Genomic DNA, 26582 nt, shown 5'->3' on the forward strand with positions numbered 1-26582 from the left:
GTGGCTACTGCCCGGGAGCGGCGGCTGTAGCGGCCGGGAGGCGGGTATCAGTTGCCGCGAGAGGCACCAGAAAGGGCGCTTTTCGGCTTATGACCAGCACCACAAACAGCGAAGTGAAAAGGCTGACGGAAGCCAGATACGTGTAGGGAATAATCAGAAATCCGTAGAAAGTAGCCAGGTATACCTTCAGGCTCAGCAGGGCCGCCAGCCGGGCATCGAAGCGGTGACGGAAGCGCCAGAACAGGAGTCCGCTGCCCACCACTACGGCTCCGCAGGCGGCGAGCTGCGCCAGCTGCAAGCGCGCTATCCGCTCGACCAATGTGCCCGGCAGATCATAAAACCAGGGCGCGAATCCTACTCCGTTAAACAGGTGCATGGGTACCGCTACGGGTGCCTGCGGGTCGATATGCTGCCATTCGCCTTCGGCAATTCCTATATTTTCCAGCTGGGCCCGGAGAAAAATGGTGGGGTCGTGGAGCAGAAAGGGGCCGAAGATGAGCAGCACTCCGGCCAGCGCCAGGCCCGCCGTCAGCCACCCGCGCCGGGGGTTTTCCCAGAGCAGCAACAGCCCATAGAGCGGCAGCCACAACACCAGCGAGAAGCGCGACAACAAACACAGCACCACGCCCAGCGCTTTGGCCCACGGACTACCGCTGAGCGTACCGGCCGCCAGCACGCAGTAGTACCCGATAATCAGGCTCTCGACCGTGAGACTGAACATTGACTTGTCGGTCATTACGGCGAAGTGCAGCACCAGCACGGGCAGCACGGCTTTCAGCAGCCACTCGGCAGTGGGCAAGGCCAGCCGCGCCAGCTGCCACTGATACCCACCCAGCAGCGCGACGAGCAACAGACCAAAGGCCCAGCTTCGATAATCGAGGCCTAACACCTCGGCGGGCACGAACGGTAGCCACTGGAGCGGTGGATAGTTGGGCAGAAATGTGTAGCCGAGCAGATCAATGGGCTGGTACACGGTGTCGGGGCCCAGAAAGCGGGTTACGTACACTTGCAGCGCGGGAATAATATCGGAGCGAACCCCAATAGTGGCGACGTCCGCTCGGGCAATGAGCTTGCGCAGAATGGGGGTCGTCAGCAGCCAGCTGCCCAGGGAGAGGCCGACGCCAAGGGCCAGACGGGTGAGCAGGGGCCGGGAAGCCATCTGAGGCCATACAAAACGGTAGCCCCGCACGGCGCGGGCCGCCAGCAGGCACAGGCCCCACCCCAGCGCATACAGCAGCACCGGGCTCCAGTATGGCCCCAGGTTATTGCGCCAGTAGGTAAAAAACAGCACTTCCAAAACGAAGAGCAGGCCACTACCCGCCAACAACGCGGAGCTAGTCGCACGGGGCGAGCCAGGAGAAATCATCGAAAACAAGCCAAGCGTGATAAGGCGTCATCGGTGAGGCCTTGCCGAAAGCAAGGCTACGCCCGCAATCTGCCCGCAAGTATCACTGAATTTTTTCTATTGCCCGCTCCAGGTCGGCCAGTGTCGTCTCCTGAAACTGCAGCTGCTCGGACGCTAGCTCATCCGTCACGGTATGGCGCATGGCCAGGAATGGAGTACCGTTGCGGTATTGCAGACCGATAAGCAGCACTTTGCGATTGGCCGGCAAGCGCTGAAAAGCGTAGCCATCGGCCTGGGGCTGCCCTTCCACAATGGCCATGCAGTCTTCGAATACCAGCCGAATACTGGTGCCCGGCTCCACATCGACGGGCACGGTCAGGGCAACGAAGGTGCTGGCGGTAGTCAGCGGCTTGTCGGCATTCAGCCAGCCCAGGCGCGTGCAGGTGTACACGCGCCGCTCGCCGGCTTCTCCAGCGTCCTGTTCGTCGGCGGCGTCAGCCAGCGCCCCCGACACCGGCACCATAGGATCGGCGGAGGCAGTAGCGGTTTCGGCCGGATTAGCGAGACCTTCGTGAAACGAAAAACGGATGGGCAGCACCATTTTCACCTTCACCAGCTGTCCGGCGCTACGGGCGGGCGTCCAGTGGCCCGACGTTTGGCTCAGCACGCGCAGTACCTCTTCGTCGCAGCCGCCGCCAATGCCCCGCACAATCTGTGGCGCTTCGACCCGGCCGTTCTCATCCACCAGGAAGGAGGCGTATACGATTCCCTCGGTCTTATTTTCTACCGCCGTCGGGGGGTAGCGCACCAGCTTGTTGATATCAGCGGGGCCATTGCCGTAGGTTGGCATCTGGTCGGCGGTGCTGGCCACGGTGCTAGGCAGCGGCCGCTCGGCGGCGGGGCCGGCAGCCACCCAGCGCACCGGCTGCTGTCCGCGTCCGCCCTGCCCATAAAACAGCTTTAGCTCCTTACGGCGCGAGGCTGCGCCCGGCATTTGCAGCTGAAACCCCTGCCCGGCGGCCAGCCGCAGCTGCTGCCCCCGGGCCGAAGCCCGCACCAACACGATGCCGCCCGATTCGAGCAGCTCGCCTTCCGGCGTCACCGTCGACAGGTTAGAAAGCAGCATATCGGCGACGCTGTAGCATTCTTTCAGCTCTACCCACACCGGGTTGGCGGCGGGCTGATTGCTGTTGGTCACCAGCACGCCGGCCGGAATCCGGACCACCGTCCCTTCCCGCCCCCGTACTTCAGCAGGCTGCGTCGGGTCTATCTGAAAATATTCGCTGGCTTTCAGCGTCAGGTCCTGAAGGCGGGCCTCGGAAGGCGGCAGGGCCGTGGTATCGGCTCCGGGCGGGCGCAGCGTGCCCCGCCGATACACGATAAGCGGCGCGGCGCGGTCGGTGCGGCGGGCCAGCCGGTGCCAGTCGCGGCGGATGGGGCCGGTGCCGGACGCCGGGGTTTCCAGCAAGGTATCGGCCAGCGCCGGCGCCACTTCCACGGGTTGGGAAGAGTCGGATTGAACAGGTTTTTCGCGCTGACACGCCACAGTGGCCAGCAGCAGCAGAGTACCAAAAAGCAGACGGCGTTTCATTCGGAGCATACGCGTGAAGTCACTCTACGCGAAAATGATCCGAAGGAAACGCCGTCTGGCAGCATTTTCTTGGGCTAAAATTCTGTTAGCGGGGCGTAGCGCCGGCTAATTACAGGTTTTTCAACACGAAATCAGTCATTTGCCGATACAAATGCAGACGCGTGTTGCCGCCATAAATCCCGTGGTTGCGGTTGGGATAATACAAGCTCTGGTAGGATTTGTCGGCTTTCACCAGCGCATCGACCCAGGCAATGGAGTTTTGGAAATGCACGTTGTCGTCGCCGGTACCGTGTACGAGCAGGTATTTGCCCTTCATTTGCTGGGCAAACTGCACCGGGGAGTTGTCGTCATAGCCGCCGGGGTTTTCCTGGGGCGTCTTCAGGAACCGCTCGGTGTACACTGAGTCGTAGTAGCGCCAGTTGGTAACGGGGGCCACCGAAATAGCCATTTTAAAGAGGTCGGCGTTTTTGGTCAACGCCAGCGCCGTCATGTAGCCCCCGAAGCTCCAACCCCAGATGCCGATGCGCGCCTTGTCTACGTAGGGCAGCGTACCGAGGTATTTGGCGCTTTCGCCCTGGTCGATGGTTTCCAGCTTGCCCAGGTTGGCGTAGGTGCTTTTCTTGAATTCGGCCCCGCGGGCGCCCGTGCCCCGGTTATCGACCGATACCACGATGTAGCCCTGCTGCGCCAGCATGTGGTGCCACATATAGTTGGTGAAGGCAATGCCCGCGCCCGCATCGTCTTTCACGGTCTGGGAGCCAGGGCCACCGTACACGTACATCAGCACCGGATATTTTTTGCTGGGGTCGAAGTCGGCGGGCTTTAGCATCGAGCCGTTCAGCGTCACGCCTTCCGTGGTTTTGAAGCTGATGAATTCCAGCTTGCCCAGGTTGTACTGGCTCAACGTCTGGCGCAGCTTGGCGTTATCTTCCAGCACCTTCACCACTTTGCCATCCTTGCCATTGCGCACGCTCACCGTAGTAGGCTCGCCGTTCTGGGAGTGATAGTTAAGATAATAACGCGTATCGGGGCTCATATTGATGATATCTGTGCCCGCTACCCCAAGCTTCATCAAGGTGTTAGCACCCGATGTAACGCCCATTTTTACGCCAGTATATCCCAGCATTGCCTTGTTTTTACCCTTCAAATCTACCCGGTACAGATGGCGCTGCAAGGGCGAAGCCTCGGTGCTGGTATAGTACACCAGTCCTTTTTCCTCGTCAAAGCCGTTGATTTCCGTTATTTCCCAGCTGCCTTTCGTGAGCTGCCGCACTAGCTTGCCTTTCAGGTCGTAGAGGTAGAGGTGGCGGAAGCCGTCTTTTTCGCTGCTGAACAGAAACTGCTTGCCGTCGGAGAGGTAGCGCAGGTCGTCGTTTACTTCCACGTAGGCTTTGTCGGTGTCGGTCAGCACCACCTGGGTTTTGCCGGTGCCGGCGTCAGCGTGCAGAATCTCCAGCTTATTCTGCAGCCGGTTGATGCGCCGAATGCTCAGCAGATTCGGCGTTTCGGTCCAGATAATGCGCGGGATATACTGGTTGGTTTCCGGGCCCACATCCATTTTGGTGGTGCGGCCGGCGGCTACTTCGTGCACCGAGATGCTGACGACCGAGTTTTTCTCGCCGGCCTTGGGGTATTTGTAGCGGTAATCTTTGGGATACAATTCGCCCCAAGCCTGCATGTTGTACTCGGGCACCTGGCTTTCGTCGAAGGTGTAAAACGCCAGCTGCCGGCTGTCGGGCGACCAGAAGAACGCCTGGGCAAACTCAAATTCCTCTTCGTACACCCAGTCGGCCGAGCCGTTGATGAGCTTATTGGGGACGCCATCGGTGGTCACGGCTTTTTCCTGCATCGTGGCCAGGTCCGTCACGAACAGGTTGTTGTCGCGCACGAAGGCCACGCGCTTGCCATCGGGCGAGAAGGTGGCGTAGCTCTGCTTGCCCCCAGCACTCAGCGGCGTCAGCTTTTTCGAATCCCGGTCGTAAACGAAGAAGGTAGCCCGGGAGCTGCGGCGGTAAATAGGCTCTTCCGCCGTCCAGAACAGAATTTTTTTCTCATCCGAGTTGAAGAAGTAGCCCTCCACTTCCAGCGGCTGGCTGCTGCCGGCCACCGTCAGGGCTTGGGCCGCCACCAAGGTCTGCACGGCTTGGCCGGTGGTCACGTCGTGCTGCACCAGGTCGCCGTTATCGAGCGAAGAGTAGTAGCGGCCGTCGCGCATCCAGTTGAAACCCGGCACCGAGCGGGCCTGAAACGTGCCTTTGGCCCAGATATCTTCGAGGGTAATGTTCTGTTTTTGCTGGGCTACGGCTGCTGGGGCCGTGGCGGGCAGCAGCACGGGGCTGGCGGTGGCAAGAAATACAGCCAAGCCAAGGAAACGAAAATTCATAGAAGCGAATAAAGTGAACGGCGGGAGGACAGGCACTAAAGGTACGCACGAAAAGGTGGCCCTAAAGTCGGTGGTGCCGCCCGGTAGTTGCGCCATTTGGCCCGTGTCAGAACGAAATTTCCTCCGTTGGCCAGTTCGCCGCATCGCCGTGCATGAATTTTCGAGACTGTGCGTTATAGGGCTGCTGTTTTCTTTCCGGGCCCTGGGGCCCCAACTTCGCGGCCTTCTCCCGACCTTTACTTCCTATGCGTCATCGTTTGTCCCTTCTTGCCGTCGTGCTGCCCCTAGCGGGGGTGCTGGCAGCGTGCTCTTCCGAGTCGGAGTCCGGCCCCAATCCGTACTTGGATCTGGTCGGCACATCCCGCTACCTCAGCTCCAACCGGATTCTAACCACCCCCGGCGACACGCTCACCACCCGCCTCTACGCCGAGGCTGCCGACTCCCTGAACAGCCCACTGCGCCGCTTGCGCATCACGGTGACGTATGAGCCAAGCAAAAACCCCATCATCTACCCGGCCAACCTCTTCAACTACGACCCCGGCAGCGCCCGAAACGACCCCGAGTTCGTTTACCTGGACTCTATGCTGACTACCCGGCGCGCCCAGCAGGCGCTGGCCTTCCAGTTCACCTTCGGGGCACGCACTACCACTGGCCGGGAGGTCTGGAAGTTTGAGGCCGAAGACCAACAGCAGCGCGTGGCCAGCCGTAGCTACCGCCTCACGCTGCGCAATGCCGACTCGGCCTTGGTCTATCATCGGTACTCAGTGCGGCTACAGGCTCCGGGCACTGCTGCCAGCCGTAGCTTCCTGGCCTTGCTGCCGGGCCTGACATTGCCCGGCTTCACAATGCGCAATAACCCGGCGGCCCAACAGCTGGTCGATGTGGTGTACCTACCCACGGCGGCCGGCGCGCCTTCCCTTTCCACTCCCGCCGATACGCGGCTCAAACTACCAGCCACCTGGACAAGGCGCGCTACCCAGCTACGACTCCTGAGCGACACCGCCAGCTTTGCCGCGACTACCACCAGCCAGGGGTTTGAAGACGTGTTTTCCCGCGCGCAGGCACCAGTAACGAGTACGGGGGCACTAAGAAGAAATCAGGTGGTGGCATTTCGCACCGCCGACCAGAAATATGGGCTGATTCTGGTGCAGGAAATCAAAACCACCCCTACGCCTACCCTGAACTTACAGGTTCGGATTGCCAAATAGCTGCCACTACCACAGCCACGGGCGACCCTGTCTTGACAAGGCCGCCCATGGCTGTGGTAGTGGGCTTTTCTAGAATGTCCAGCCCGCCGTTACGGTCGTCGTGTAGCGGTTGCCGTCTACGCTTACCACCGGCACATCCTGGGGGTTGTCGAGAGCGTAGGGGCTATAAAAGCGCTTGTTGGTGCCGTATACGCCGGCTACATCCACAAAAAAGTTGTTCTGCCGAATGCCGGCCCCGGCCGTGAAATAGTTGCGGGTGCGGTCAAACGCGTTTTCCTTGTACGGGTCGCCGTAGCGGGCATAGCCGGCCCGCAGCCGGAAAACATCGAAGCGTAGCTCTCCACCCACCCGCACGTTCATGGTGGAGCGGTATAGCTGGCGCACATTGTCATTATCGGGGCCAAAGTCAAACGTATTGACGGCTGCCGGGTCACTGTTATCATTGCTAAGCCGGGCCTGGCCGTAGTCGACATACTCTACATCGCCACTTACGAAACCATGCTTGCCAATAACCGCCGCTATGCCGCCCGAAGCCCGGAAAGGGGTAGTAAGCACGTAGCTAAACTCGCCAGGGTCAGTTGATGCGCTGGCCGAGGTATACGATTTGCCATCCACGACCACCGCGCGGTCAAAGGTTGTGTTCAGAGACGAGCCATAGGTTTCCGAAAAACCCATGTAGGTCGGGCTCTGAATAGCAGCCCCAATCCGCAGGATATCATTCGGCCGATAGATAGCCCCCACCCGGACGTTGAGCCCCGCTCCACGGGTTTCTAGCGTCTCCCGATACGTGAGCGTACCGAAGGCCGTCCCGGTTGTGTTCGGATCAGGCTGCGCGGGGTCAGCCGCCGTGAGAGTGCTGGTAGAGTTGAACGTTGTTGTCACGATGCCGATAGCGCCCCCTACATACAGCTGGTCGCGGTAGCTGGCACCGTAGCCGAAGTCGTACTGGGTCTGCGAGCCCGTCGTCAGCACCGTTTCTTGCTGCGACAGCTCGCCCGTTTTGCTGAAGTCTGCTGGAATGTAGGTTCCCTTCGAGTCTCTTTCGGTGAGGTAGGTATCGTAAGCCAAGTCGTCAAGAGCCTCGCCCCGGTCTTCACTTAGCCGCTGCAGAATATCTTGGTTGATGGCCGGCTTGCCCCCGTAGCGGAAGCTTTGATTGAAGTCGTTGACACGAGTGAGGCCTATTGCAAATGTTCCACCGCGCCAGGGGGTAGGGTCGCTGTCGGGTCGGCGCTTGGCAAACGCGGCTCCCAGGCTACCGATGTGCAGGCTGTTGCGAACATCAGTGGTGGTAGTGCCAAAGGCCTTGCTTTCGGTGCTGCCCAAGCCCAAGCCGGGAGAGAAGCTGAACTCGGAGCGCTGGTACATACCCAAGCCGGCAGGGTTAGTTGACAGGCTACCCAAATCGCCCCCTACGGCTACGTTGGCACCACCACTCCCCAGCGTACGGGCCGTGCCGCCAAACTGGGTTTGCGAAAAGCGAAGAGCATCTACTTGATATTGGGCAAAGCCGTAGCTGGCCTGACCCACGAAGGCCACGGCAAGCAAGTATTTCAGGTTTTTCATAGTAGGAAAGGCAGGTGACCGGCATGAAACCGGCCACGATAAAATTTCCGAAAAATAAACTATTCGCCGCGGCCGCGACCACCACCGCTACGCCCGCCGCCCGAAGCGGGGGAAGAGCTGCGCGATGGCTCGGAGCTAGAGCGGCTCGGGGCCTCGTAGGAACGCTGCGGAGCCTCATACGTGCGCTGTGGCGCTTCCCGACGCTCTACCCGTTGCGCCGGCGCTGACCGCTGACGCCGTATTGGCTGCTCCACTGCCTGTTCGCTGGTATTTTGCTCAGAAGTCCGCTCGCCACTGGATGCTTCACGAACTCTGCCCCGACGCGGCTCCGAATAAGTAGGCGCAGTAGCGGGCTGGCTGCCCGCATCGCCCGCGTTTTCTACCACGCGCCAGCGCCGGCCACCGGTTTCAGGCGTGCGCGGCTGTTCGCCGGCCTCGCGGCCTTCTGCCTGCCGCACCCGACCATCGGGAGTAGCAGCATCTCTTCTCAGTACCTGCTCGCTACGGCCCGTGCGCACATCAGTGGCTGATCCACTGGTGGCGCTGGTGGCCTGCGGGCGGCTCCGGCCATTCCAGGCCGGAGTAGCGCCATTGGTAGCATCAATAGCTCTGATGTCACCGGTAGGAGCTGGTGTTCCACCTTCCCGTGTCCGGCTGCGACCCGAGCCTGCGGTACCGCCTTTGGTAGTAGCCTCCAGGCTACGGCTGCCCCGGGGGCCGTACTGCACGTTGCGACGGGTGCCACCGCCACCGTAGTATCCAGAGCCATAGCCGTTGGACAATCCGTTGTGGTAGCCATCATAGTAGCCCGAGCGGTAGCCACCGTAGCCGCCGCCATACCCGTAGCCAAATCCACCATAGCCATAGCGCCACGGATTGTAGTAAGGGCGGCCAAAACCAATGTTGATAACCAGCGCTGAGCCACCGTAGTAGGGGCCATAAAACGGGTCATAAAAACCTGGGCCCCAATTGTTGTAGGGCGAATAGCCGCCACCGTAGTATGCATAAGGACTACCGCCATACCAGAATGGGTCGGCGTAGATGAAGTCGTTATAGCCGTAGCCAAAACCCCGATATACCGGCTGATGGAAGCGGCGGATGCGGGCCGAGTACCCGTAATCATCGTCGTAATACTCCGAGCCGCCACTCTGGGCCGAGGATTTGCTGGAGCTGGAAGTGGTGTAGTCGGGGTTGGTTTCGTCATCGGCCGCCGCGGGCTGCGGCTCCTGGCGCTGCACGGAGGCAGTAGCCGACGCTGGCGCGTTGTAGGTCGTGCGGTCTTTGGAGGAATAATACACCCCGTCGCTCTCCGTAGTGGTGAGAGCCGAGGTGCTTGCGCAGCCACCCAGCGCGAGCAGGGCCATGGCGGGCAAAACGGTGTTAAGGAGTGATTTCATGGCTGCTGACGCTGAGAAGTAAACCTTGCAAGGAACAGAGGAGAGAAACCCCGTAATGGTTGCCTGACTTGTCAGACCAGTGAGGTTAGCTCCGGTTTAATAACGTAATTTGGCCCCGAAACGGTGCCACTACTGCAGGACAAATCTTGTACCAGTTTTGGGAACCTTTTGCCTTATCAAAGATACCCCGAATATGAGTAAAAGTTTGCCGAAGCGCAGTGAAGACTATTCCCTGTGGTACAACGAGTTGGTGAAGCGGGCCGGGCTGGCCGAGAACTCCGCCGTGCGGGGCTGTATGGTCATCAAACCCTACGGCTACGCCATTTGGGAAAAGATGCAGCGCCAGCTGGACGACATGTTCAAACGGACGGGTCACCAGAACGCATACTTCCCGCTGTTCGTACCCAAAAGCCTGTTTGAAGCCGAGGAGAAAAATGCCGAAGGGTTTGCCAAGGAATGCGCCGTCGTAACCCACTACCGCCTCCAGAACGACCCCGACCGGCCCGGCAAGCTCCGCGTAGACCCCAACGCCAAGCTGGAGGAAGAGCTGATTGTGCGCCCAACATCGGAAGCTATTATCTGGAGCACTTACAAAGGCTGGATTCAAAGCTACCGCGACCTGCCGCTGCTGATTAACCAGTGGGCCAACGTGGTGCGCTGGGAAATGCGCACGCGCTTGTTTCTCCGCACTGCTGAATTCCTGTGGCAGGAAGGCCACACGGCGCATGCTACTGCCGAGGAAGCGGTGGCCGAAACACGCCAGATGCTGGAAGTCTATGCCCAGTTTGCCGAAGAATGGATGGCGCTGCCCGTCGTGAAGGGAGTGAAAAGCGAGAATGAACGGTTTGCGGGTGCGCTCGATACTTACTGCATTGAGGGCTTGATGCAGGACGGCAAAGCGTTGCAGGCCGGCACCTCGCACTTTCTGGGGCAAAACTTCGCTAAGGCCTTCGACGTGCAGTTCACGAACAAGGAAGGGCAGCTGGAGCACGTATGGGGCACTTCCTGGGGCGTGAGCACCCGCCTGATGGGCGCGTTGGTTATGGCTCATTCCGACGACGAAGGCTTGGTGCTGCCGCCTAAGCTGGCTCCTATTCAGGTCGTTATCGTCCCGATTTACAAAGCCGGACAGCTGGAAGAGCTGAAAGAGCGCATCCGCCCCATGCAAATGGGGTTGCTGGAGCGTGGCATCAGCGTGAAGTTTGATGACCGGGACACCGAGCGCCCCGGCTACAAGTTTGCGGAGTGGGAGCTGAAAGGCGTACCGGTGCGTATTGCCGTGGGCATGCGCGACCTGGACAACGGCACCGTGGAAGTAGCCCGCCGCGACACCAAGGAGAAGATGAACCTGCCACTGGCCGACATCGTCAACAGTGTCGATCAGCTGCTTTCAGCTATTCAGGCCAACATTTACAACCGGGCCCTGAACTTCCGCGAAACCCACACGACCCGCGTAGATACCTACGAGGAGTTCAAGCAGGCCCTGGAAGGTGAAGGCGGCTTTGTGGTAGCGCACTGGGACGGCACACCCGAAACTGAAGAGCGCATCAAAGAGGAAACCAAGGCTACCATTCGCTGCATTGCGCTGAACGAGCCCGACGAGGATGGCACCTGCATCCTGACGGGCCAGCCCAGCAAGCGGCGCGTATACTTCGCCCGCGCCTATTAAGGCGGGTTGCACTACCAGCAACACGAAAAAGGGTCGATAACGCACGTTGTCGACCCTTTTTCGTGCCATATGCGTGACCAGCCGCTGACCCTCATTCTCCTTAAACAACCAGCACCGGCGCGCTTAGCTGGTGTTGAGCAGCCTGAACCACTCGTAGCGCCTGCTGCACGTGGCGCTGCTCGTGGGCTACTACAAACTGTAGGGCCTCCCCCACCCGCAGCTTGAGCAGCCGAAAGAACTCGACACGCACGGCCTTCCGGTTCAGATTGGTGCCTGTGGCAGCAGTCAGCAGCGCCAGCAGGTGTTGCTGATGCCGCAAAAACTCGTGGAGGACCTCCGGGCCCAGCTGGCTGCCGGCAGGGTTCATGTGGTTGATAGTCTTGTGCTGCTTGCCGTTGTCGGGCCGCACGATATCGTACGACTTGCGCCCGAGCCAAGTGAAGCCGACTTCGTGCGGGTTGCAGCTCTGCTCCTGGCTGGGTAAAGCCTTGGCCAGCTCCTCGTTATAGTAGCGACTGTAGCGGTTCAGGTGCTCCAGGCATTCGAGTATGCTCCAGCTGGCAGTGGAAGTCTTGTAGTTCAGCCGGGCGGTATCCAGCGGGCGCAGCTGGGTATCGACGGTGGCATGTAGCTCTTGTACCTGGTCGGTGAGCTGGCGCAACAGGATGGTAGAAAGCATGGCGAAGGCGTTAGGGTTGATTGCGTCAAAGGTCTGGAGCTGCTTGCTTGCAAACCTTGACCGGGATCAATATTTAGCGTAAGCGGCTGAGCGTTTCGGGCGTCATGCGCAGGTAGGAGGCAATGTATTTTTTGGGAACCAGCTGAAAAATGTGCGGACTGCGGGCCAACAGCCGCGCCAGCCGCCGCTCGGGCTCGGGCAGCAGCAAGTCGATTTCGCGCTCGATGCGGCCCACCAGCACCCGCTCCAGCTCGGTGCGCCAAAAGCGCGCAAAGGCCGCGTTACGTTCCAGGAAATCAGTGAAGTCGGTGCGGGAAATAGCCACCAGCTCGCACTTTTTCAGCGCTTGCAGGCAGTAGTCCGACGGCCGGCTGTCGACAAATGATGGAAATGAGCAGACCATAGTGTTGGCGTAGCCAAAGCCCACGCATATTTCCTCAGTCTGGCTCGGGTAATAGATACGCAGCACACCGCTCGTCACGAAATACAGGTGGCGCTCCACCTGCCCGGCCCGAATGAGAAAGTCGCCCCGCCGGAGCACCACGTGGCGGTTCCACAGGAGCAGAAACTCCCGGATATCGTCCTCGGCCAGGCCCGGCACCTGCCGTAGCAGCTCGGCCAGCATTGTCCTACCTTCGGAGCGTGTTTCAGCCATACGTTGCTACCTCTATACAAGCGAGTAGGAAAGCTTAAAAATAGCAACGCTGCTGCATATCGGTGCGCCCAGGCACACGGCTTTCTGTGTATCTTTAGCTTACTCCCAACCCACCCTACCTATGGACTGGATTACCATTGCCCTGCTCCTGCTCTTTGGTCTGCTGTTTCTGGTGGCCGAAGTACTTTTTATTCCCGGCACTACTCTGGTGGGCCTGGTGGGCTTTGCCCTGTTGGCGGTCGGCATCTGGTTTGGCTATCGGGACTTGGGCAGCTCCGGCGGCCACGTCACGCTCGTTACGGCGGTGGTGCTGGCCAGCATCGTCATCTACATCGGGCTACGGCCCAAGAACCTGCACAAGTTTGCCCTCACCGACGTGAACAACACCAGCGTGCGGGATGTGCGCCGCTCCGATATCCTGCCTGGCTCCCATGGCCGGACGCTGTCGGCGCTGCGCCCGGCGGGTACGGCTTTGTTTGAGGACGACCGGCGGGAAGTTGTGACGCGGGGCGAGTTTCTGGCGGCCGGCACCGCCGTGCGCGTGCTGGGCATCGAGCAAAACCGCATTGTGGTAGAGCAGGTGGCCTAACGATTGGGTCAGAGACAAGAAACCGCCCAAAAACCCGTAACTCGGACCCCGATACCTAGCTTCATTCTAATGGAAATACCTTTCGCTCCCATTATCATTGCGGCCGTCGCGCTGCTGGTGTTTTTGTACTTTTTCCCCATCAGCCTCTGGATCACGGCCATTTTCTCGGGCGTCCGGGTTAGCCTGATTCAGCTGGTGCTGATGCGCGTGCGCAAAGTATCGCCGACGCTCATCGTCAACTCGCTGATTACGGCCACCAAAGCGGGCTTGCACATCACGAGCAATGAGCTGGAAACGCACTTTTTGGCCGGTGGCAACGTGCCCAATGTTATCAAAGCGCTGATTTCGGCCGATAAGGCCAACATCCCGCTCGACTTCAAGCAGGCCACGGCCATCGACTTAGCGGGCCGCAACGTGTTTGAGGCCGTCACTACGTCCGTCAATCCGAAGGTGATAAACACGCCCAACGTGGCGGCCGTGTCGCAGGACGGCATTCAGCTCATCGTAATTGCCCGCGTCACGGTGCGGGCCAACATTACCCAGCTCGTGGGCGGCGCGGGCGAGGAAACGATTCTGGCCCGCGTGGGCGAAGGCATCGTGACGAGCATCGGCTCATCGTTGTCGCACAAGGAGGTGCTCGAAAACCCGGATAAGATTTCCAAGCTCGTACTCAGCAAGGGCCTCGACGCGGGCACGGCCTTCGAAATCCTCTCCATCGACATTGCCGACATTGATATCGGGGAAAATATCGGAGCCAAGCTTCAAATCGACCAAGCCACCGCCGACCTGAAAGTGGCCGAGGCCAAAGCCGAAGAGCGCCGCGCTATGGCTGTGGCCGTGGAGCAGGAAAACCGCGCCAAAACCCAAGAAGCCAAAGCCTTGGTAGTGCAAGCCGAAGCCGAAATCCCGAAAGCCATTGCCGAAGCCTTCCGCTCCGGCAACCTGGGCGTGATGGACTACTACAAGATGCGCAACGTGCAGGCTGACACCGATATGCGTGACTCCATTGCTAACCCCGGCGGCCAGAACAGCAGCACCAAACCCGGCCGCGACGAGTCGCGGCTGAGCTGATTTTTTCTAGTTCTTCGCGCACCTCGCGCTCTTGCAACAATGAAGCAGTTGTTTAGGAAGCAATCAGCACATCATGCTGATTGCTTTTGGCGACTTCCTAAACAGCTTCAATGAAAAGCCCCACTGCCTAAGCTAGGCGGTGGGGCTTTTCGTTACTATACAGTGTAGCATGTCAAGGATGTGCATTGCCAGCGCACCGAAACCATACTTACTTCTTCGTAATCCGGAATTCTACCCGGCGGTTCAGCTTGCGGCTTTCTTCCTGGTCGTTGCTGGCGATTGGCTTGGTATCGCCAAAGCCTTCGGTTGTAATCCGGTTGCCGCTGATGCCCTTCGACACCAGATATTTCTTCACTTCGTTCACACGGTCCTGGCTCAGCTTCAGGTTTAGGGCCGGCACACCCTGGTTGTCGGTGTGGCCTTCCAGCTTGATTTCTACCGAAGGGTAATCTTTCAGAATGCGGACCAGGCGCAGCAATTCCGGGTAGGAGTTGTCGCGCAGGTAATATTTACTCTGGGCAAAGAAAATGTTGTTCAGCTTGATGGTCGAACCCACGGCGAAGGGCACCAGAAACAGGTCGTGGGTGACTTCGGAGTAGTTCTGCCGGTCGGTTACGTCTAGGTTGTCACTTTCGGCCAGGTAGTTTTCGGCTTCGGCACGGTAGCCATAGTGGGCTCCCGAGGGCAGCACGATAGTGTAGGAGCCGTCGACGGGGCTGGTTTCGGCCACGCCGATTTCCTCGCCCGTCAGCAGGTTTTCGTATTTAATGGTGGCGGCCACAGGCTTCTTGGTAGCCGCGTCGAGCACCCGGCCCCGCACCAGTGTTACAACTTCCGGCTTGAACTGGGGCGTCAGGTTGATGCGGAAGATGTCGCGCGAGTTCCCAATTCCCTTGCGCGACGATACCAAATACGCATCTTCGCCGGCAGCCGAAAGAGTGAAATACCCGTCGAAATCCGGTGAATTGATATTGGGGCCCAAGTTGCGGGGCTTTGACCAGTTGGTCCAGCTGTCGTCCAGGCGCTTTGAGGAGAAAATATCACTCTTGCCATAGCCACCCAAGCCTTCTGAGGCGAAATACAAAGTCTTGCCATCAGCGGCCAGAAATGGCGCGAACTCCGGCTTTTTGGTATTTATGCTGCTGCCTAAGTTTTTCGGCCGGGTCCAGGTCCGGCCATCTGCCTTTATGAAGCTCACAAAAAGGTCCTGCTCGCCCTGCCCGTCTTTGCGGTCAACGGCCATGAGCAGCACTTTGCCGGAGGTGCCCAGAAAATAGTCGACGTTCTCACTGTCGTCGTTATAAAAATCTTCAATCTCAATTTTTACCGGCATGCCCCAGCCCGTTTTGGTACGGCGCGAAATGCTGGCTCCTTTCGGGTCCGAAGTACCATCGGGGTTATAAATATTAATCAGCACGGCCGTGTTGCCATCCGACGACACGGAAGCCAGCCCATTCGGACCGGGCGTATTGATGGGTCCGCCGATATTTTTGGCTTGGTTCCAGGTTTTTTTGGCCGCATTGGCCAACGTACTATACCATACGTCCTGCACGTCGTTGGCCCCGCCTAGGTTCTGCGGGCTTTCCTGCCGGGCAAAAAACAGCGTTTTGCCATCCGGCGAAATCACGGGGTGCGTATCGACATATTTGGAATTGACGTTGGTGCCCAGGTTTACCATCGCCGAGTCGAAGCTAACGCCGTCGGCCTCGCCCTTGAACTCCTTTTTAACCATCGTTTCCACCACATCGGCAATGCCGATGGCATCAATCTGGTTGACGCCCTCCACGGCTTTGGTGTTCATCGACACTACCACGCCCACTGTGCGGTAGGTACCGGCGGCAAATGTCACGCTCAGGGAGCGGAATAACTCCGGCACCGGGCCCGGACTCTTGTTTTCGTAGACTTGGTGTTTGGTGCCCCGGGTATCTACCAGCTCGATTTTGGTGACAGAACCAGGATTGAAGTTTTCCACGACCGTGACCTGCTTGGCAATAATGGATTTGCCGTAGCGAACCTCAATAAACTCGTTGGCTCCTTCCTTTTTAGGAATCCAGGCGTCATTATTCACCTCCCCCAACGGTTGAGCATTGGGCTCGCCCAACACTTTTTCGGGCGAAAAGGCTTCCTTCCCTTCTGCTTTCTGAGAGGATACTGCAACTACTTTCGCCGCCCAAATGGCCCGCTGGGCCTGCGCCCAGCCTCCCATTCCAACAATCAACCCCAAAGAGAGAACAAGTTTTCGAACGAACATAAGCTGTATATGGCAAAACAAAGGCCTCTGGGAGCACCAAACCTACCTCAAACGACAGGTCGGAACACTCAAGACGTCCTGAACTGCGTGGAGGTTTCGGTGCGATACTAAAGCCAGGCCAAAAATACACACTCCGGCATGTGCGCCGCTTTTTTTTTGTCTAAAACCTAGATTAGCCCGACGGTTGCAGCCCGATTCTCGATTAGCTAACTTACGCATTATCGGTTGCCTGCTGCTACGCGGCCCGTTGTCCTGCTACCATGCGTCGCTGTCGAGCTACTTTGTCTGCTGTCTGCTCGTTGTTGCTGCTCCTGCTGCTGGGCGCGGCCGAAGCGGCAGTGGCACAGGCGCTGGCTCCCGAAAGCACGTCCCCCGCCGCCGATTCGCTGCTGCTGCTCTCCTTCCGAACCCGGCGGGTAGGTGTGAGCACTTATGCGCAGCAAACCGACGTGCGCGGCCGTACGCGGCTCACCCCCAACCAATCGGTACAATATCGCTTATTCAGCGACTGGATCTACGACGAGCGGGGGCAGCCCCCCTTCGTAAGGGAAGACTACGGAGCCAATATGCTGCATACGCTCCGGTTGGGCCGCCGCTGGCAGGTAGGCCAGCTGCTGCACTATGAGCAGAGCCGGGCCAATGCCACGCGCACCGGAGCCTGGCTGGCCCGCGTGGGCTACCAGCACCGTTTGCGGCCAGCCACAACGCTAGATACATTGTCGGTGGCGCGCTACGTGCTCTTTGGTGGGGGTGCTTATGATGCCCGCAACGGCCGCCGCGACGCGGGCCCATCCTACGGCCTGGATGTGACGACGCTGATTTATCCGGGGCAGCAAGCGCGGCAGCCCGTGGCCCTGCGGCTGTTTGGCACCCGTTCCCAGCTGGGGCCGCGGGTGTGGCAGCGCACCTTGGCCGAGAGCTACTACGAGCGCAGCTTCGACGACTTCACCAGCGGCTCGTTGCGGCTGGGCTACCGCTCCAACCGGGCCGAAGACTACGCCCCCGGCAACGTGCAGCGCATTCAGAGCGACACCATCGCCACGCAGCTCAGCTGGGTATACCGCCTGGGAGACAAAGCCTCGTTTCGTTCCGATAACCTGTTGGCTCTGCCCCGGCGGGCTTTTCTCTACCGGCGGCTTGCCGCCGAATCGGATACGGTGCAGAACATAGGCTATCAGCAGCAGGAACTCGACACGCGCCAGGAAGTGCGGGTGAATGGCAAAAAGCTCCAGTTTATGCTGCTGTTCAACTACCGGGAGCGGAACCGCAACTACTCTCTGGATAACAACCGCAACCTTTCGCCCATCAGGCTGGCCGCCAGCACCGAGCGAGAAAAGATTAAGGATATTTCCGAAAAAACCACGCTCTGGCAGTCGGAGCTGACGTGGCTGCCGCTGCCGCGCCACTCGCTTACGCTTCTGGGCTCGGCCCAGCTGCTGCGCGTAGATACACCCAGCGCAGACAACGACCAGGACCGCGACGAAGCGCAGCATACGCTCCGCCTGGTGTGGGTGGGCCGCTGGGCCGGGGCCTTTCGCACTTCGCTGGCTGTGGGGAGCGAATACCGCCAGTTTGTGTTTATTCGGGCAGCCCTGAGCGCTGAAAACTACACCGACCGGCTTCTGCACTGGGAGCCTTCCTTCACGTGGGCCCCGGGGCGCTTCAGTCTGAAATCGACTTATCATCTGTGGGTGAGCTACCAAGTGCGCGACCGGCTCAGCGAGCAGCTGAAGAACCGCGCTAGTCGCGTGCTTGAGCAGCAGCAGCAGGTCAGCTACCAGTTCACCGCTCGCCTGCTAGCCTCCCTCGACTACGTGCGGCGCGAGAATCGCATCGGGCTACTCAACTGGCCCCAGTTCAAGGAAAGCCCCCTGGACACGACTATTACCCACGACTTATCGGGGGGCGTGCGCCACAGCTGGGGTGGCACACGCGGGCAAAACAGCCTGCGGCTGGGCTACCGCTTTTTGGAGCAGCGTAGCCACGGCCGGGCAGCGCTGCTCGACGATGCTACCGGGGCCGGCTCCACGCTTATCTACTTGCGCAGCCTTACCCGCCAGCAGGGGCCCGACATAGCCTATGAGCGCCGTACTACCAGCGGTTTCTCAGTAGTGGCCAGCCTGTGGCTGCAGCAGCTGCGCACACTCTACCGCTACGAGCAGGGTACGGGCGCTTACATTGGCACCAGCTACACAACAGCCGATCTGGAGCGGGAAACCAAAAACCTGTATCCTTATTTTGAGGTGGCCGTCAACTGGCGCATCCGGGCATTTCATCGGCAGTAGGGCCGGTATCTTTCGACCATTGAGGGCACGAAAAAATGCCGGCCCACCCAAGGGCGAACCGACGTTTTTCGTGCATCAGCTACTGGTGGCCGTTAGGGCTGCAGCGTGAAGTTGCGGGTAACAGAGTTGAACGGACCAGGAATCAGGTTACCGCTGGCATCTACCAGCTCCAGCTTCACGGTGTTCTGACCAGCGGGCAGACCTTCCATCATGAAGGGAGCCCACTGATCGAGCATGAACTCGGTGCCGTTGATAGTAGCCCGCACCTTGTTGCCTTCCGGCGATAAGGTGGTGTTCACCAGATAAAAGTCCAGCATTACTTTAGCTGCATCCTTGCCCGAATACGTGTCTTTGGGGCGGCTATAAAACAGGTGCGGAGCCTGCAAATCGGCGTTCAGGGGCGTCGCGGGAGCTTTGCCCACCGTAATTACCCGCAAATCGTAGGCACCACGATGCTTTAGGCTTTCGTGGTACGAGCGCGACAGGAACGACAAGACCACGTGTTGCCCATCGGCAATCGGCTTCGTGAATTCCGTGGTGTAGTGCGCCGTGTAGGGCTCGTTGTCGACGATATTATGAATATGCTGGCCCTGCTGGGAGTTAGCCATTTCCTCCGCGTGCATTCCGCCCGTCATTTTGGTGAGCTGGAAGTTGGTAATGTCGTAGTCGAACGACACGCTACCACTAGGCACGCTAGAACCGGTGACTGGCGATTTGAGTTGTACCTGAGCTTCGGGGTTTCTGGGCGAATCGGAGAAAGGCGTCAGCCGGATTCCGTTTTTCTCCATGGAAGCGGTGTTAGCCGAGGATACGCGCTCAGCCGTAGCTTGCGAGCCCGACTCTTGTTGTTGTCTGGCCGTGTCGCAGGCAGCCAAACCAAGCAGCATCGCGCTGCTCATCAGTAAAGCAGATGCTTTCATGAGGGAAATGGTGGAAGGGGTTAAGAGGACCACCGGACCGTTTGTCCGGTCGCGCCCCGACACCGGGACGACGAATGATTTTTTAAGTACCTTGCGCAATACGTAAGGTTTGCTCAAAAGTATATTGATTTTCCGCTATGGAAGAAAAATTGTTGGAAGAAATTCCGTCCCTCGACTTGGCCGATTTCCGTTCCGGTGATCCGGAACGCAAGGCCCGCTTCGTTCAGCAGCTGGGCGAAGCGTATCAAAACATTGGGTTCGTGGCCCTGAAGAACCACGGCCTCACCGACACGCAGACGGCAGCGCTCTACAATGACGTGAAAGCCTTCTTCGCGTTGCCGGATGATGCCAAGCAGCGCTACGAAAATCCGGCCCTAGCGGGCCAGCGCGGCTATATCAGCAAGGGTAAAGAACACGCCAAGGGCCGCAATACCGGCGACCTGAAAGAGTTTTTCCACGTGGGCCAGGAGGTCGACGATGCGAACGACCCCATTGGCAAGGAGTACCCGGCCAACATCTGGCCCGAAGAAGTGCCTACCTTTCAGGAAAGCACCTTCACTACCTACCGGACCTTGGAAGCGGCGGGCAAAGACGTGTTGCGGGCTATTGCGCTGTACCTGAAACTGCCCGAAAATTATTTCGATGATAAGGTCCGCAATGGAAACAGCATCCTGCGGCCTATCCACTACTTCCCCATCGAAAACCCCGACGCGGTGCCAGCCGATGCTGTGCGGGCCGCCGAACACGGCGACATTAACCTAATTACGCTGCTCATGGGCGCTTCTGCTGATGGCCTGCAGGTGAAACGTCGCGACGACAAGTGGATTCCGATTACGGCCCTCCCCGACCAGATCGTAGTGAACGTGGGCGATATGCTGCAACGCCTCACCAACGGCGTGCTGCGCAGCACCATCCACCGCGTGGTGAATCCCGCGCGTGAGAAGATGAACTCGTCTCGGTTCTCGGTACCGTTTTTCATGCACCCTCGCTCCGAAATGAGCTTGGCGGCCCTGGAAAGCTGCGTGACGCCCACCAATCCCAAACAGCAGGAGGATATTACCGCCGGTGAGTTTCTCAATGAGCGTTTGATCGAGCTGGGTCTGAAGAAAAAGTAAATATTGCCCTGCACTAGTGGCTGCCGGTTGTTGAAGGTCTGAGTTCTGGAAATTCCCAGGCTGGCATTCAGCAACCGGCAGCTTTTTTTGGGCAGTAGTACGGCCTACATCGACGCCACTGTAGTGCTGCCCAGTGCTTTGCCTGACCTCTCAAGTACCCCACCCTACCTTGGAAACGGAAGAAATTCAGCTTGCGCCGCCCCCTAGAGGCTCTTGGGGAACCCGCACCAAACGGGTACGGGGAATTATTTTTCTGAAGGACGTGGCGGCGCTGGGTCTCACGGCTTTCGGCGGCCCGCAGGCGCATCTGGCCATGATGCTGCGGCTGCTGGTAGACAAGCGCCGCTACCTGACGGCCGCCGAGCTGCTCGAGCTGACGGCGCTCTGTCAGATTCTGCCCGGCCCGACCTCCACCCAAACCATTACGGCCATTGGTTTCCGGCTTGGGGGCCCCAATCTGGCCTACCTCACGGTGCTGGTCTGGATGCTGCCCGCGGTGGCGCTTATGACGCTGACGGGCCTCACGATTTCCTACCTCGACAAAGACCTCGTGGCGCGGCTGGTGCAATATATCCAGCCTATAGCGGTCGGGTTTGTGGCATATTCGGCCTACAAAATTGCGGAGAAGGTTATTCACACCAAAACCTCCGTGGCCCTGATGGTGGCGGCGGCCATGCTGGCCTATCGGTTTCAGCTGCCCTCGGTGCTGCCGGCGCTGCTCATTGCGGGCGGCGTCATCACCACGTTCCGCTACCGCAAAATGCCGGTACAGAAGAAAAAGCAACCCCTGAATATTGAGTGGGCCAACTTCGTGCTGTGGCTGGCTGTGCTGATCGGGGCGGCCGTGCTGGGCCATTATACCCGGCTGCTGCCGGTGCGGCTGTTCGAGAATTTTTACCGCAACGGCAGCCTTGTGTTTGGCGGCGGGCAGGTGCTGGCCCCGCTCCTATACGCCGAGTTCGTGGAATTTAAGGCCTACCTCACCACCCAGGAATTCCTGTCGGGCCTGGGCTTGGTGCAGGCCATGCCCGGGCCTAATTTTTCCTTTGCCTCCTACATCGGGGCGCTGGCTATGCGTCAGGATGGGAGTGGCGTGGGTGGCCAAATACTAGGCGCCCTGGTAGCGGCAGCGGGCATTTTTATGCCGGGCACGCTGCTGATCTTTTTTCTAATTCGCTTCTGGGACCAGCTCAAGCAATACCGAGTCGTGAAAGCGTCGCTGGAAGGAATCAATGCCGTGTCGGCGGGGCTGGTGTGCGCGGCCACGTTTCTGCTGTATCATCCGCTGCCCGACACGCCCATAAACCTGCTGCTGGTGGCCGCTACTTTCCTGGTGCTGCTCTGGGACCGGTTTCCATCTTACGTTATCGTGCTGGCGGGTTTGGTGGCGGGCATCTTATTCTAGAGTTGCTCTCACTCAACAAAAAAGGCCCGTGCTAACAGTAGCACGGGCCTTTTTTGTGGTCAATATTGAGAGAAAATTATTTCTCCAGCAGCAGCGACTCCGGCAGGCGCATCAGGTAGTCACCATAGCCACTTTTACGAAGGGGCTCGGCAATCTTGCGCAGCTGGTCGGCAGTGATGAAGCCCTGACGGTAGGCAATTTCCTCGATGGAGCCCACTTTCAGGCCCTGGCGCTGCTCAATGACGCGCACAAACTCGCCCGCCTGCATCAGCGACTCGAACGTGCCGGTATCGAGCCAAGCGGTGCCACGACCCAGGATACCAACTTTGAGCTTACCGCGCCGTAGATATTCCTGGTTCACGTCCGTTATTTCGTACTCGCCACGGGGGCTGGGCTTCAGGTCGCGGGCAATCTGGATGACTTCGTTGTCGTAGAAGTACAGACCCGGTACGGCGTAATTACTCTTGGGCTGCTTCGGCTTTTCCTCGATGCTGAGCGCTTTTTTGTTATCGTCGAATTCCACCACGCCGTAGCGCTCGGGGTCGTGCACGTGGTAGGCATACACCACGCCACCATCGGGGTTGCTGTTGCTTTGCAGCAGCTCTTCCAGGCCTTCACCGTGGAAAATATTGTCGCCGAGCACCAACGCCACCGTGTCGTCGCCGATGAAATCGGCCCCGATTACGAAAGCCTGCGCCAGACCATTGGGCACTTCCTGAATAGCGTACTGGAAATTACAGCCCAGCGTCTGCCCATCGCCCAGCAAGCGCTTGAACTGCTCCTGGTCGTGGGGCGTGGTGATAATGAGGATTTCGCGGATGCCCGCCATCATCAGAATCGACAGCGGATAGTAAATCATCGGCTTGTCGTACACCGGCATGAGCTGCTTGCTGACGGCCAGCGTGAGCGGGTGCAAGCGCGTGCCAGAGCCGCCGGCTAGGATAATACCTTTCATCTGTGAGTTAGTGACTTAGTGACTTAATGCCCATCCGACGTGCGAAGCTTGTCGAAGCAGCTCTGCCGCCACTGCAACCAGTTGCCGCTGCGGTAGAAATGCCTCTGTATTGCTTAGCATGAGGGTTCAAATTTAATTTCGCTCGGCAATAAAGGCGGTATTGGCCTCAAACCAAGCCAGGGTTTTCTGTAAGCCTTCCTGAATTCGAATCTGCGGGTCGTAGCCGATCAAATTCCGGGCTTTGCTAATGTCGGCCAATGAGTCGCGGATGTCGCCGGCGCGGTCGGGTCCGTACTCGGGCGTGATGTCGGATTGGGCTTCCTCTTTCAGGATGTTGAACAAGTCGTTGAGCGACGTGCGGTCGGCCACGGCAATGTTGTACACCTGATTTACACCTTCGGGATTCGTGGTCAGAGCAGCTTTAATGTTGGCCTGCACGCAGTTTTCCACGAAAGTAAAGTCGCGGGTTTGACCACCGTCACCGTTCATGCGCGGAGGCTTGCCCTGTAGCACGGCATCGATAAAGAGCGGAATAACGGCCGCGTACGCACCGTTCGGGTCCTGGCGGGGCCCGAAGATGTTGAAATAGCGCAGCCCGATGATTTCCATGCCGTAGGTTTTGCTGAACACATCGGCGTACAGCTCATTGGCATATTTGGTAACGGCGTAGGGCGACAGTGGCTTACCGATACGGTCTTCCACTTTCGGCAATGCCTTGTGGTCGCCGTAGGTCGAGGACGAAGCGGCGTAGACGAAACGCTTCACGCTGGCTTCCTTGGCCCCCACCAGCATGTTTACGAAACCACCCACGTTGACGTCGTTGCTGGTAATGGGGTCGTTGATGGAGCGCGGCACGGAGCCCAGCGCCGCCTGATGCAGGACAACATCAACGCCCTGGCAGGCGTCCACGCAGGTTTGCCGGTCGCGAATATCACCTTCGATGACTTTCAGCGCCGGATTATCGGCGAACAGGGCTACGTTCTTGCGGAAGCCATTGGAGAAGTTGTCCAGCACCCGCACTTGTTTAGCGCCGTACTTGAGCAGGTATTCAACCAGATTGGAACCGATAAAACCGGCTCCGCCCGTCACCAGAAACGTCAGGTTGTCGAGCGGCTGGTCGTGAAAAGGAGTTTCGTACATGAACTAGATATAACGCGAAGTTTCACTTCGCGAGGCGTTGAACGATAGGGTTGCCGGAAAGCCAAAGCCACTCAGCGGCGCGGACGCGAGGCGCGAAGTAAAACTTCGCTCTAGCGGTTGTACTGCTGCTGGTAGTACTGCTGGTAGGCACCGCTGGTTACGTTTTCCAGCCAGCCGGTGTTTTCCAGGTACCAGTCTACGGTCTGGGCGAGGCCCTGCTCGAATGTTACCGAGGGTTTCCAGCCCAGCTCGTTCATAATTTTGCTGCTGTCGATAGCGTAGCGCAGGTCGTGGCCGGCGCGGTCGGTTACGAAGGTGATGAGCTTGCGGGAAGTGCCTTTCTCGCGACCGGTCTTCTCGTCAATCACGTCGCACAGCAGGTGAATCAGCTCGATGTTCTGCCACTCGTTTACGCCCCCGATGTTGTAGGTTTCGCCCACGGTGCCGTTGTGGAACACGGCATCAATGGCGGTAGCGTGGTCTTTCACGAAGAGCCAGTCGCGCACGTTTTCGCCCTTGCCATACACCGGCACGGGCTGGCCGTGCTGAATGCGGTGAATAGCCAGCGGAATCAGCTTTTCGGGGAAGTGGTTGGGGCCGTAGTTATTCGAGCAGTTGCTCAGCTTCACCGGCATGTGGTAGGTGTGGTACCAGGCGCGCACAAAGTGGTCGGAAGCCGCTTTGGAGGCCGAATACGGCGAACGGGGGTCGTAGCTGGTATCCTCGGTGAACATCTCGGGGCCCATTTCCAGGGAACCGTACACTTCATCGGTGCTCACATGGTAGAAGGTTTTGCCCTCGTAGCCCAGCGGCTTCCACAGGTTTTTAGCCGCGTTCAGCAAATGGACCGTCCCCAGCACGTTGGTTTTCACAAACGCCAGCGGATCGGTGATGCTGCGGTCGACGTGCGACTCGGCGGCGAGGTGAATCACGGCATCGGGCTCCTCGTGGGCGAACAGCTGATCGACGAAGGCCTGGTCGGTAATGTCGCCTTTCACCAAGCGGTAGTTGGGCGCATTCTCAATATCGCGCAGGTTTTCCAGGTTGCCGGCGTAGGTCAGCGCATCCAGATTCAGAATCTGATACTCCGGATACTTGGTTACGAACAAGCGCACCACGTGCGACCCAATGAAGCCGGCCCCGCCGGTGATGATGATTTTCATGTGTTGAATTGTTTAGTAGCCGTCATGCTTATCTGGCGTCCGCGAAATCGAGGCATCTCTACCGCAGTAGTAATCAAATTACTTTAGCAGCGAAGCGGTAAAGATGCTTCGACTCCGCTCCGTTGCGTTCAGCACAACGGTCTTTCGTTATCCGTTACTTACCTAGGGTCTGTTGCCATTTCCAGGAGCTAGCCAGGGCCTCGTCCAGCGTGGCGGTGGTTTTGAAGCCCAGCTCTTGTGTGGCCTTGGTCACGTCGGCATAAATGGCGGGCACGTCGCCGAGGCGAGGCGGGCCAATGGTGTAGTTCAGCTTGTGGCCGGTAGCGCGCTCAAAGGCCTGCACCACTTCCAGCACGCTGTTGCCGTGGCCGGTGCCCACATTAAAGGTTTCTACCGCGTCGCCGGTGCCATCGAGTAGGCGCTGCACCGCTACCACGTGGGCCTTGGCCAGGTCTACCACGTGCACATAGTCGCGGATGTTGGTGCCGTCGGGCGTGTCGTAGGTATTGCCGTAGATGGTCAGCTTTTCGCGGATTCCGGCCGCCGTCTGGGTGATAAACGGCACCAGATTATTGGGAATTCCCAGCGGCAACTCGCCGATGCGGGCCGACGCGTGCGCCCCTATCGGGTTGAAGTAGCGCAGCAGAATGGTCCGGATAGCACCTTTCGACACCGAGGCCACATCGTTCAGGATGTCCTCGCACATCTTCTTGGTGTTGCCGTAGGGCGAAGTGGCCGGCTTGGTCGGCGTTTGCTCCGTCACGGGCAGCTGGTCGGGAATGCCATACACGGTGCACGACGACGAGAAGACCAGGTTGCTGACCCCAAACTCGGGCATCACCCGCAGCAGCGTTAGCAGCGAGCCAATGTTGTTGTGGTAGTATTTCAGCGGCTCCTGCACCGATTCGCCTACCGCCTTAAAAGCGGCAAAGTGAATGATACCCCGAATACCCTGCTCTTGGTCGAACACTCCGCGCAACGCAGTTTCGTCGCCGCAGTCGATGCGGTAGCATGGCACTTCCACGCCCAGAATGGCGCGGATGCCTGCCAGCACCGATTCCCGCGAGTTGCTGAAATCATCGACTATAATAGGCTCATAGCCGGCCTCATACAGCTCAACCACCGCGTGGGAGCCAATGTAGCCTGCGCCACCCGTAACCAGTATTTTCGTTCGTTCCATTCTTCCTGTGAAATG

At 58.9% G+C, this 26582-nt stretch carries 20 protein-coding genes; 7 read left to right on the plus strand and 13 right to left on the minus strand.

What is annotated here, in order from left to right:
* Nucleotides 1-4 precede the first annotated feature (4 nt).
* From E5J99_RS11785 to E5J99_RS11795, 3 genes are all read right to left on the minus strand, one after another.
* Entirely contained in the window at nt 5-1366 is a 1362-nt protein-coding gene (locus E5J99_RS11785) for a hypothetical protein (protein WP_135498011.1), read from the minus strand.
* Nucleotides 1367-1448: 82 nt separating this feature from the next.
* Nucleotides 1449-2936 carry an energy transducer TonB gene (locus E5J99_RS11790; RefSeq protein WP_167852097.1) on the minus strand — a complete coding sequence of 496 codons (1488 nt, stop codon included), beginning with the start codon at nt 2934-2936 and terminating at the stop codon, nt 1449-1451.
* Between the two features lie 109 nt (nt 2937-3045).
* Nucleotides 3046-5319, minus strand: coding sequence for a S9 family peptidase (locus tag E5J99_RS11795; RefSeq protein ID WP_135498013.1), 2274 nt, complete (start codon nt 5317-5319; stop codon nt 3046-3048).
* Between the two features lie 257 nt (nt 5320-5576).
* On the opposite strand from E5J99_RS11795, the gene E5J99_RS11800 reads away from it, so the two are divergent.
* On the plus strand, nt 5577-6527 hold the full coding sequence (locus E5J99_RS11800; protein ID WP_135498014.1) for a hypothetical protein: 951 nt from the start codon (nt 5577-5579) through the stop codon (nt 6525-6527).
* Nucleotides 6528-6596: 69 nt separating this feature from the next.
* Here the strand turns inward: E5J99_RS11800 and E5J99_RS11805 are convergent, their stop codons facing one another.
* Nucleotides 6597-8093, minus strand: a complete 1497-nt coding sequence (locus tag E5J99_RS11805) for an OmpP1/FadL family transporter (RefSeq protein WP_135498015.1) — start codon at nt 8091-8093, stop codon at nt 6597-6599.
* A 59-nt stretch (nt 8094-8152) separates the two neighbouring features.
* Nucleotides 8153-9490, minus strand: a complete 1338-nt coding sequence (locus E5J99_RS11810) for a hypothetical protein (protein ID WP_135498016.1) — start codon at nt 9488-9490, stop codon at nt 8153-8155.
* A gap of 193 nt (nt 9491-9683) precedes the next feature.
* Here E5J99_RS11810 and proS point away from each other — a divergent pair, with 193 nt between their 5' ends.
* Nucleotides 9684-11159 (plus strand): proline--tRNA ligase, encoded by a 1476-nt coding sequence (gene proS, locus E5J99_RS11815; protein ID WP_135498017.1) that lies wholly within the window; start codon nt 9684-9686, stop codon nt 11157-11159.
* Nucleotides 11160-11259: 100 nt separating this feature from the next.
* Here the strand turns inward: proS and E5J99_RS11820 are convergent, their stop codons facing one another.
* Nucleotides 11260-11838, minus strand: a complete 579-nt coding sequence (locus tag E5J99_RS11820) for a DinB family protein (protein WP_135498018.1) — start codon at nt 11836-11838, stop codon at nt 11260-11262.
* 73 nt (nt 11839-11911) lie between these two features.
* Nucleotides 11912-12493: a Crp/Fnr family transcriptional regulator gene (locus E5J99_RS11825; RefSeq protein WP_135498019.1), complete on the minus strand. Its 582-nt coding sequence runs from the start codon at nt 12491-12493 to the stop codon at nt 11912-11914.
* A gap of 58 nt (nt 12494-12551) precedes the next feature.
* On the opposite strand from E5J99_RS11825, the gene E5J99_RS11830 reads away from it, so the two are divergent.
* The gene (locus E5J99_RS11830; RefSeq protein ID WP_449549533.1) at nt 12552-13082 is read left to right on the plus strand and encodes an NfeD family protein; all 531 of its coding nucleotides are present in this window, start codon (nt 12552-12554) and stop codon (nt 13080-13082) included.
* Between the two features lie 69 nt (nt 13083-13151).
* Nucleotides 13152-14153 (plus strand): flotillin-like protein FloA, encoded by a 1002-nt coding sequence (floA, locus tag E5J99_RS11835; protein WP_135498021.1) that lies wholly within the window; start codon nt 13152-13154, stop codon nt 14151-14153.
* Nucleotides 14154-14361: 208 nt separating this feature from the next.
* Here the strand turns inward: floA and E5J99_RS11840 are convergent, their stop codons facing one another.
* Nucleotides 14362-16371: an OmpA family protein gene (locus tag E5J99_RS11840; protein ID WP_210114438.1), complete on the minus strand. Its 2010-nt coding sequence runs from the start codon at nt 16369-16371 to the stop codon at nt 14362-14364.
* 293 nt (nt 16372-16664) lie between these two features.
* Here E5J99_RS11840 and E5J99_RS11845 point away from each other — a divergent pair, with 293 nt between their 5' ends.
* Nucleotides 16665-18689, plus strand: a complete 2025-nt coding sequence (locus E5J99_RS11845; RefSeq protein ID WP_210114439.1) for a hypothetical protein — start codon at nt 16665-16667, stop codon at nt 18687-18689.
* Nucleotides 18690-18781: 92 nt separating this feature from the next.
* On the opposite strand, the gene E5J99_RS11850 is transcribed toward E5J99_RS11845, so the two are convergent.
* Nucleotides 18782-19609: a hypothetical protein gene (locus tag E5J99_RS11850; RefSeq protein WP_135498024.1), complete on the minus strand. Its 828-nt coding sequence runs from the start codon at nt 19607-19609 to the stop codon at nt 18782-18784.
* A 137-nt stretch (nt 19610-19746) separates the two neighbouring features.
* On the opposite strand from E5J99_RS11850, the gene E5J99_RS11855 reads away from it, so the two are divergent.
* Nucleotides 19747-20724, plus strand: coding sequence for an isopenicillin N synthase family dioxygenase (locus tag E5J99_RS11855; RefSeq protein ID WP_135498025.1), 978 nt, complete (start codon nt 19747-19749; stop codon nt 20722-20724).
* A gap of 169 nt (nt 20725-20893) precedes the next feature.
* Nucleotides 20894-22129 carry a chromate efflux transporter gene (gene chrA, locus E5J99_RS11860; RefSeq protein ID WP_135498026.1) on the plus strand — a complete coding sequence of 412 codons (1236 nt, stop codon included), beginning with the start codon at nt 20894-20896 and terminating at the stop codon, nt 22127-22129.
* A gap of 76 nt (nt 22130-22205) precedes the next feature.
* Here chrA and rfbA read toward each other — a convergent pair whose 3' ends face one another.
* From rfbA to galE, 4 genes are all read right to left on the minus strand, one after another.
* Nucleotides 22206-23084 carry a glucose-1-phosphate thymidylyltransferase RfbA gene (rfbA, locus tag E5J99_RS11865; RefSeq protein WP_135498027.1) on the minus strand — a complete coding sequence of 293 codons (879 nt, stop codon included), beginning with the start codon at nt 23082-23084 and terminating at the stop codon, nt 22206-22208.
* Nucleotides 23085-23216: 132 nt separating this feature from the next.
* Nucleotides 23217-24224, minus strand: coding sequence for an SDR family oxidoreductase (locus tag E5J99_RS11870; RefSeq protein ID WP_135498028.1), 1008 nt, complete (start codon nt 24222-24224; stop codon nt 23217-23219).
* Nucleotides 24225-24334: 110 nt separating this feature from the next.
* Nucleotides 24335-25387: a dTDP-glucose 4,6-dehydratase gene (gene rfbB, locus E5J99_RS11875; protein WP_135498029.1), complete on the minus strand. Its 1053-nt coding sequence runs from the start codon at nt 25385-25387 to the stop codon at nt 24335-24337.
* A gap of 154 nt (nt 25388-25541) precedes the next feature.
* Nucleotides 25542-26567, minus strand: a complete 1026-nt coding sequence (gene galE / locus E5J99_RS11880) for a UDP-glucose 4-epimerase GalE (RefSeq protein WP_135498030.1) — start codon at nt 26565-26567, stop codon at nt 25542-25544.
* Nucleotides 26568-26582: the final 15 nt, after the last annotated feature.

The sequence above is a fragment of the Hymenobacter elongatus genome (genome assembly GCF_004745955.1).
Taxonomy (GTDB): domain Bacteria; phylum Bacteroidota; class Bacteroidia; order Cytophagales; family Hymenobacteraceae; genus Hymenobacter; species Hymenobacter elongatus.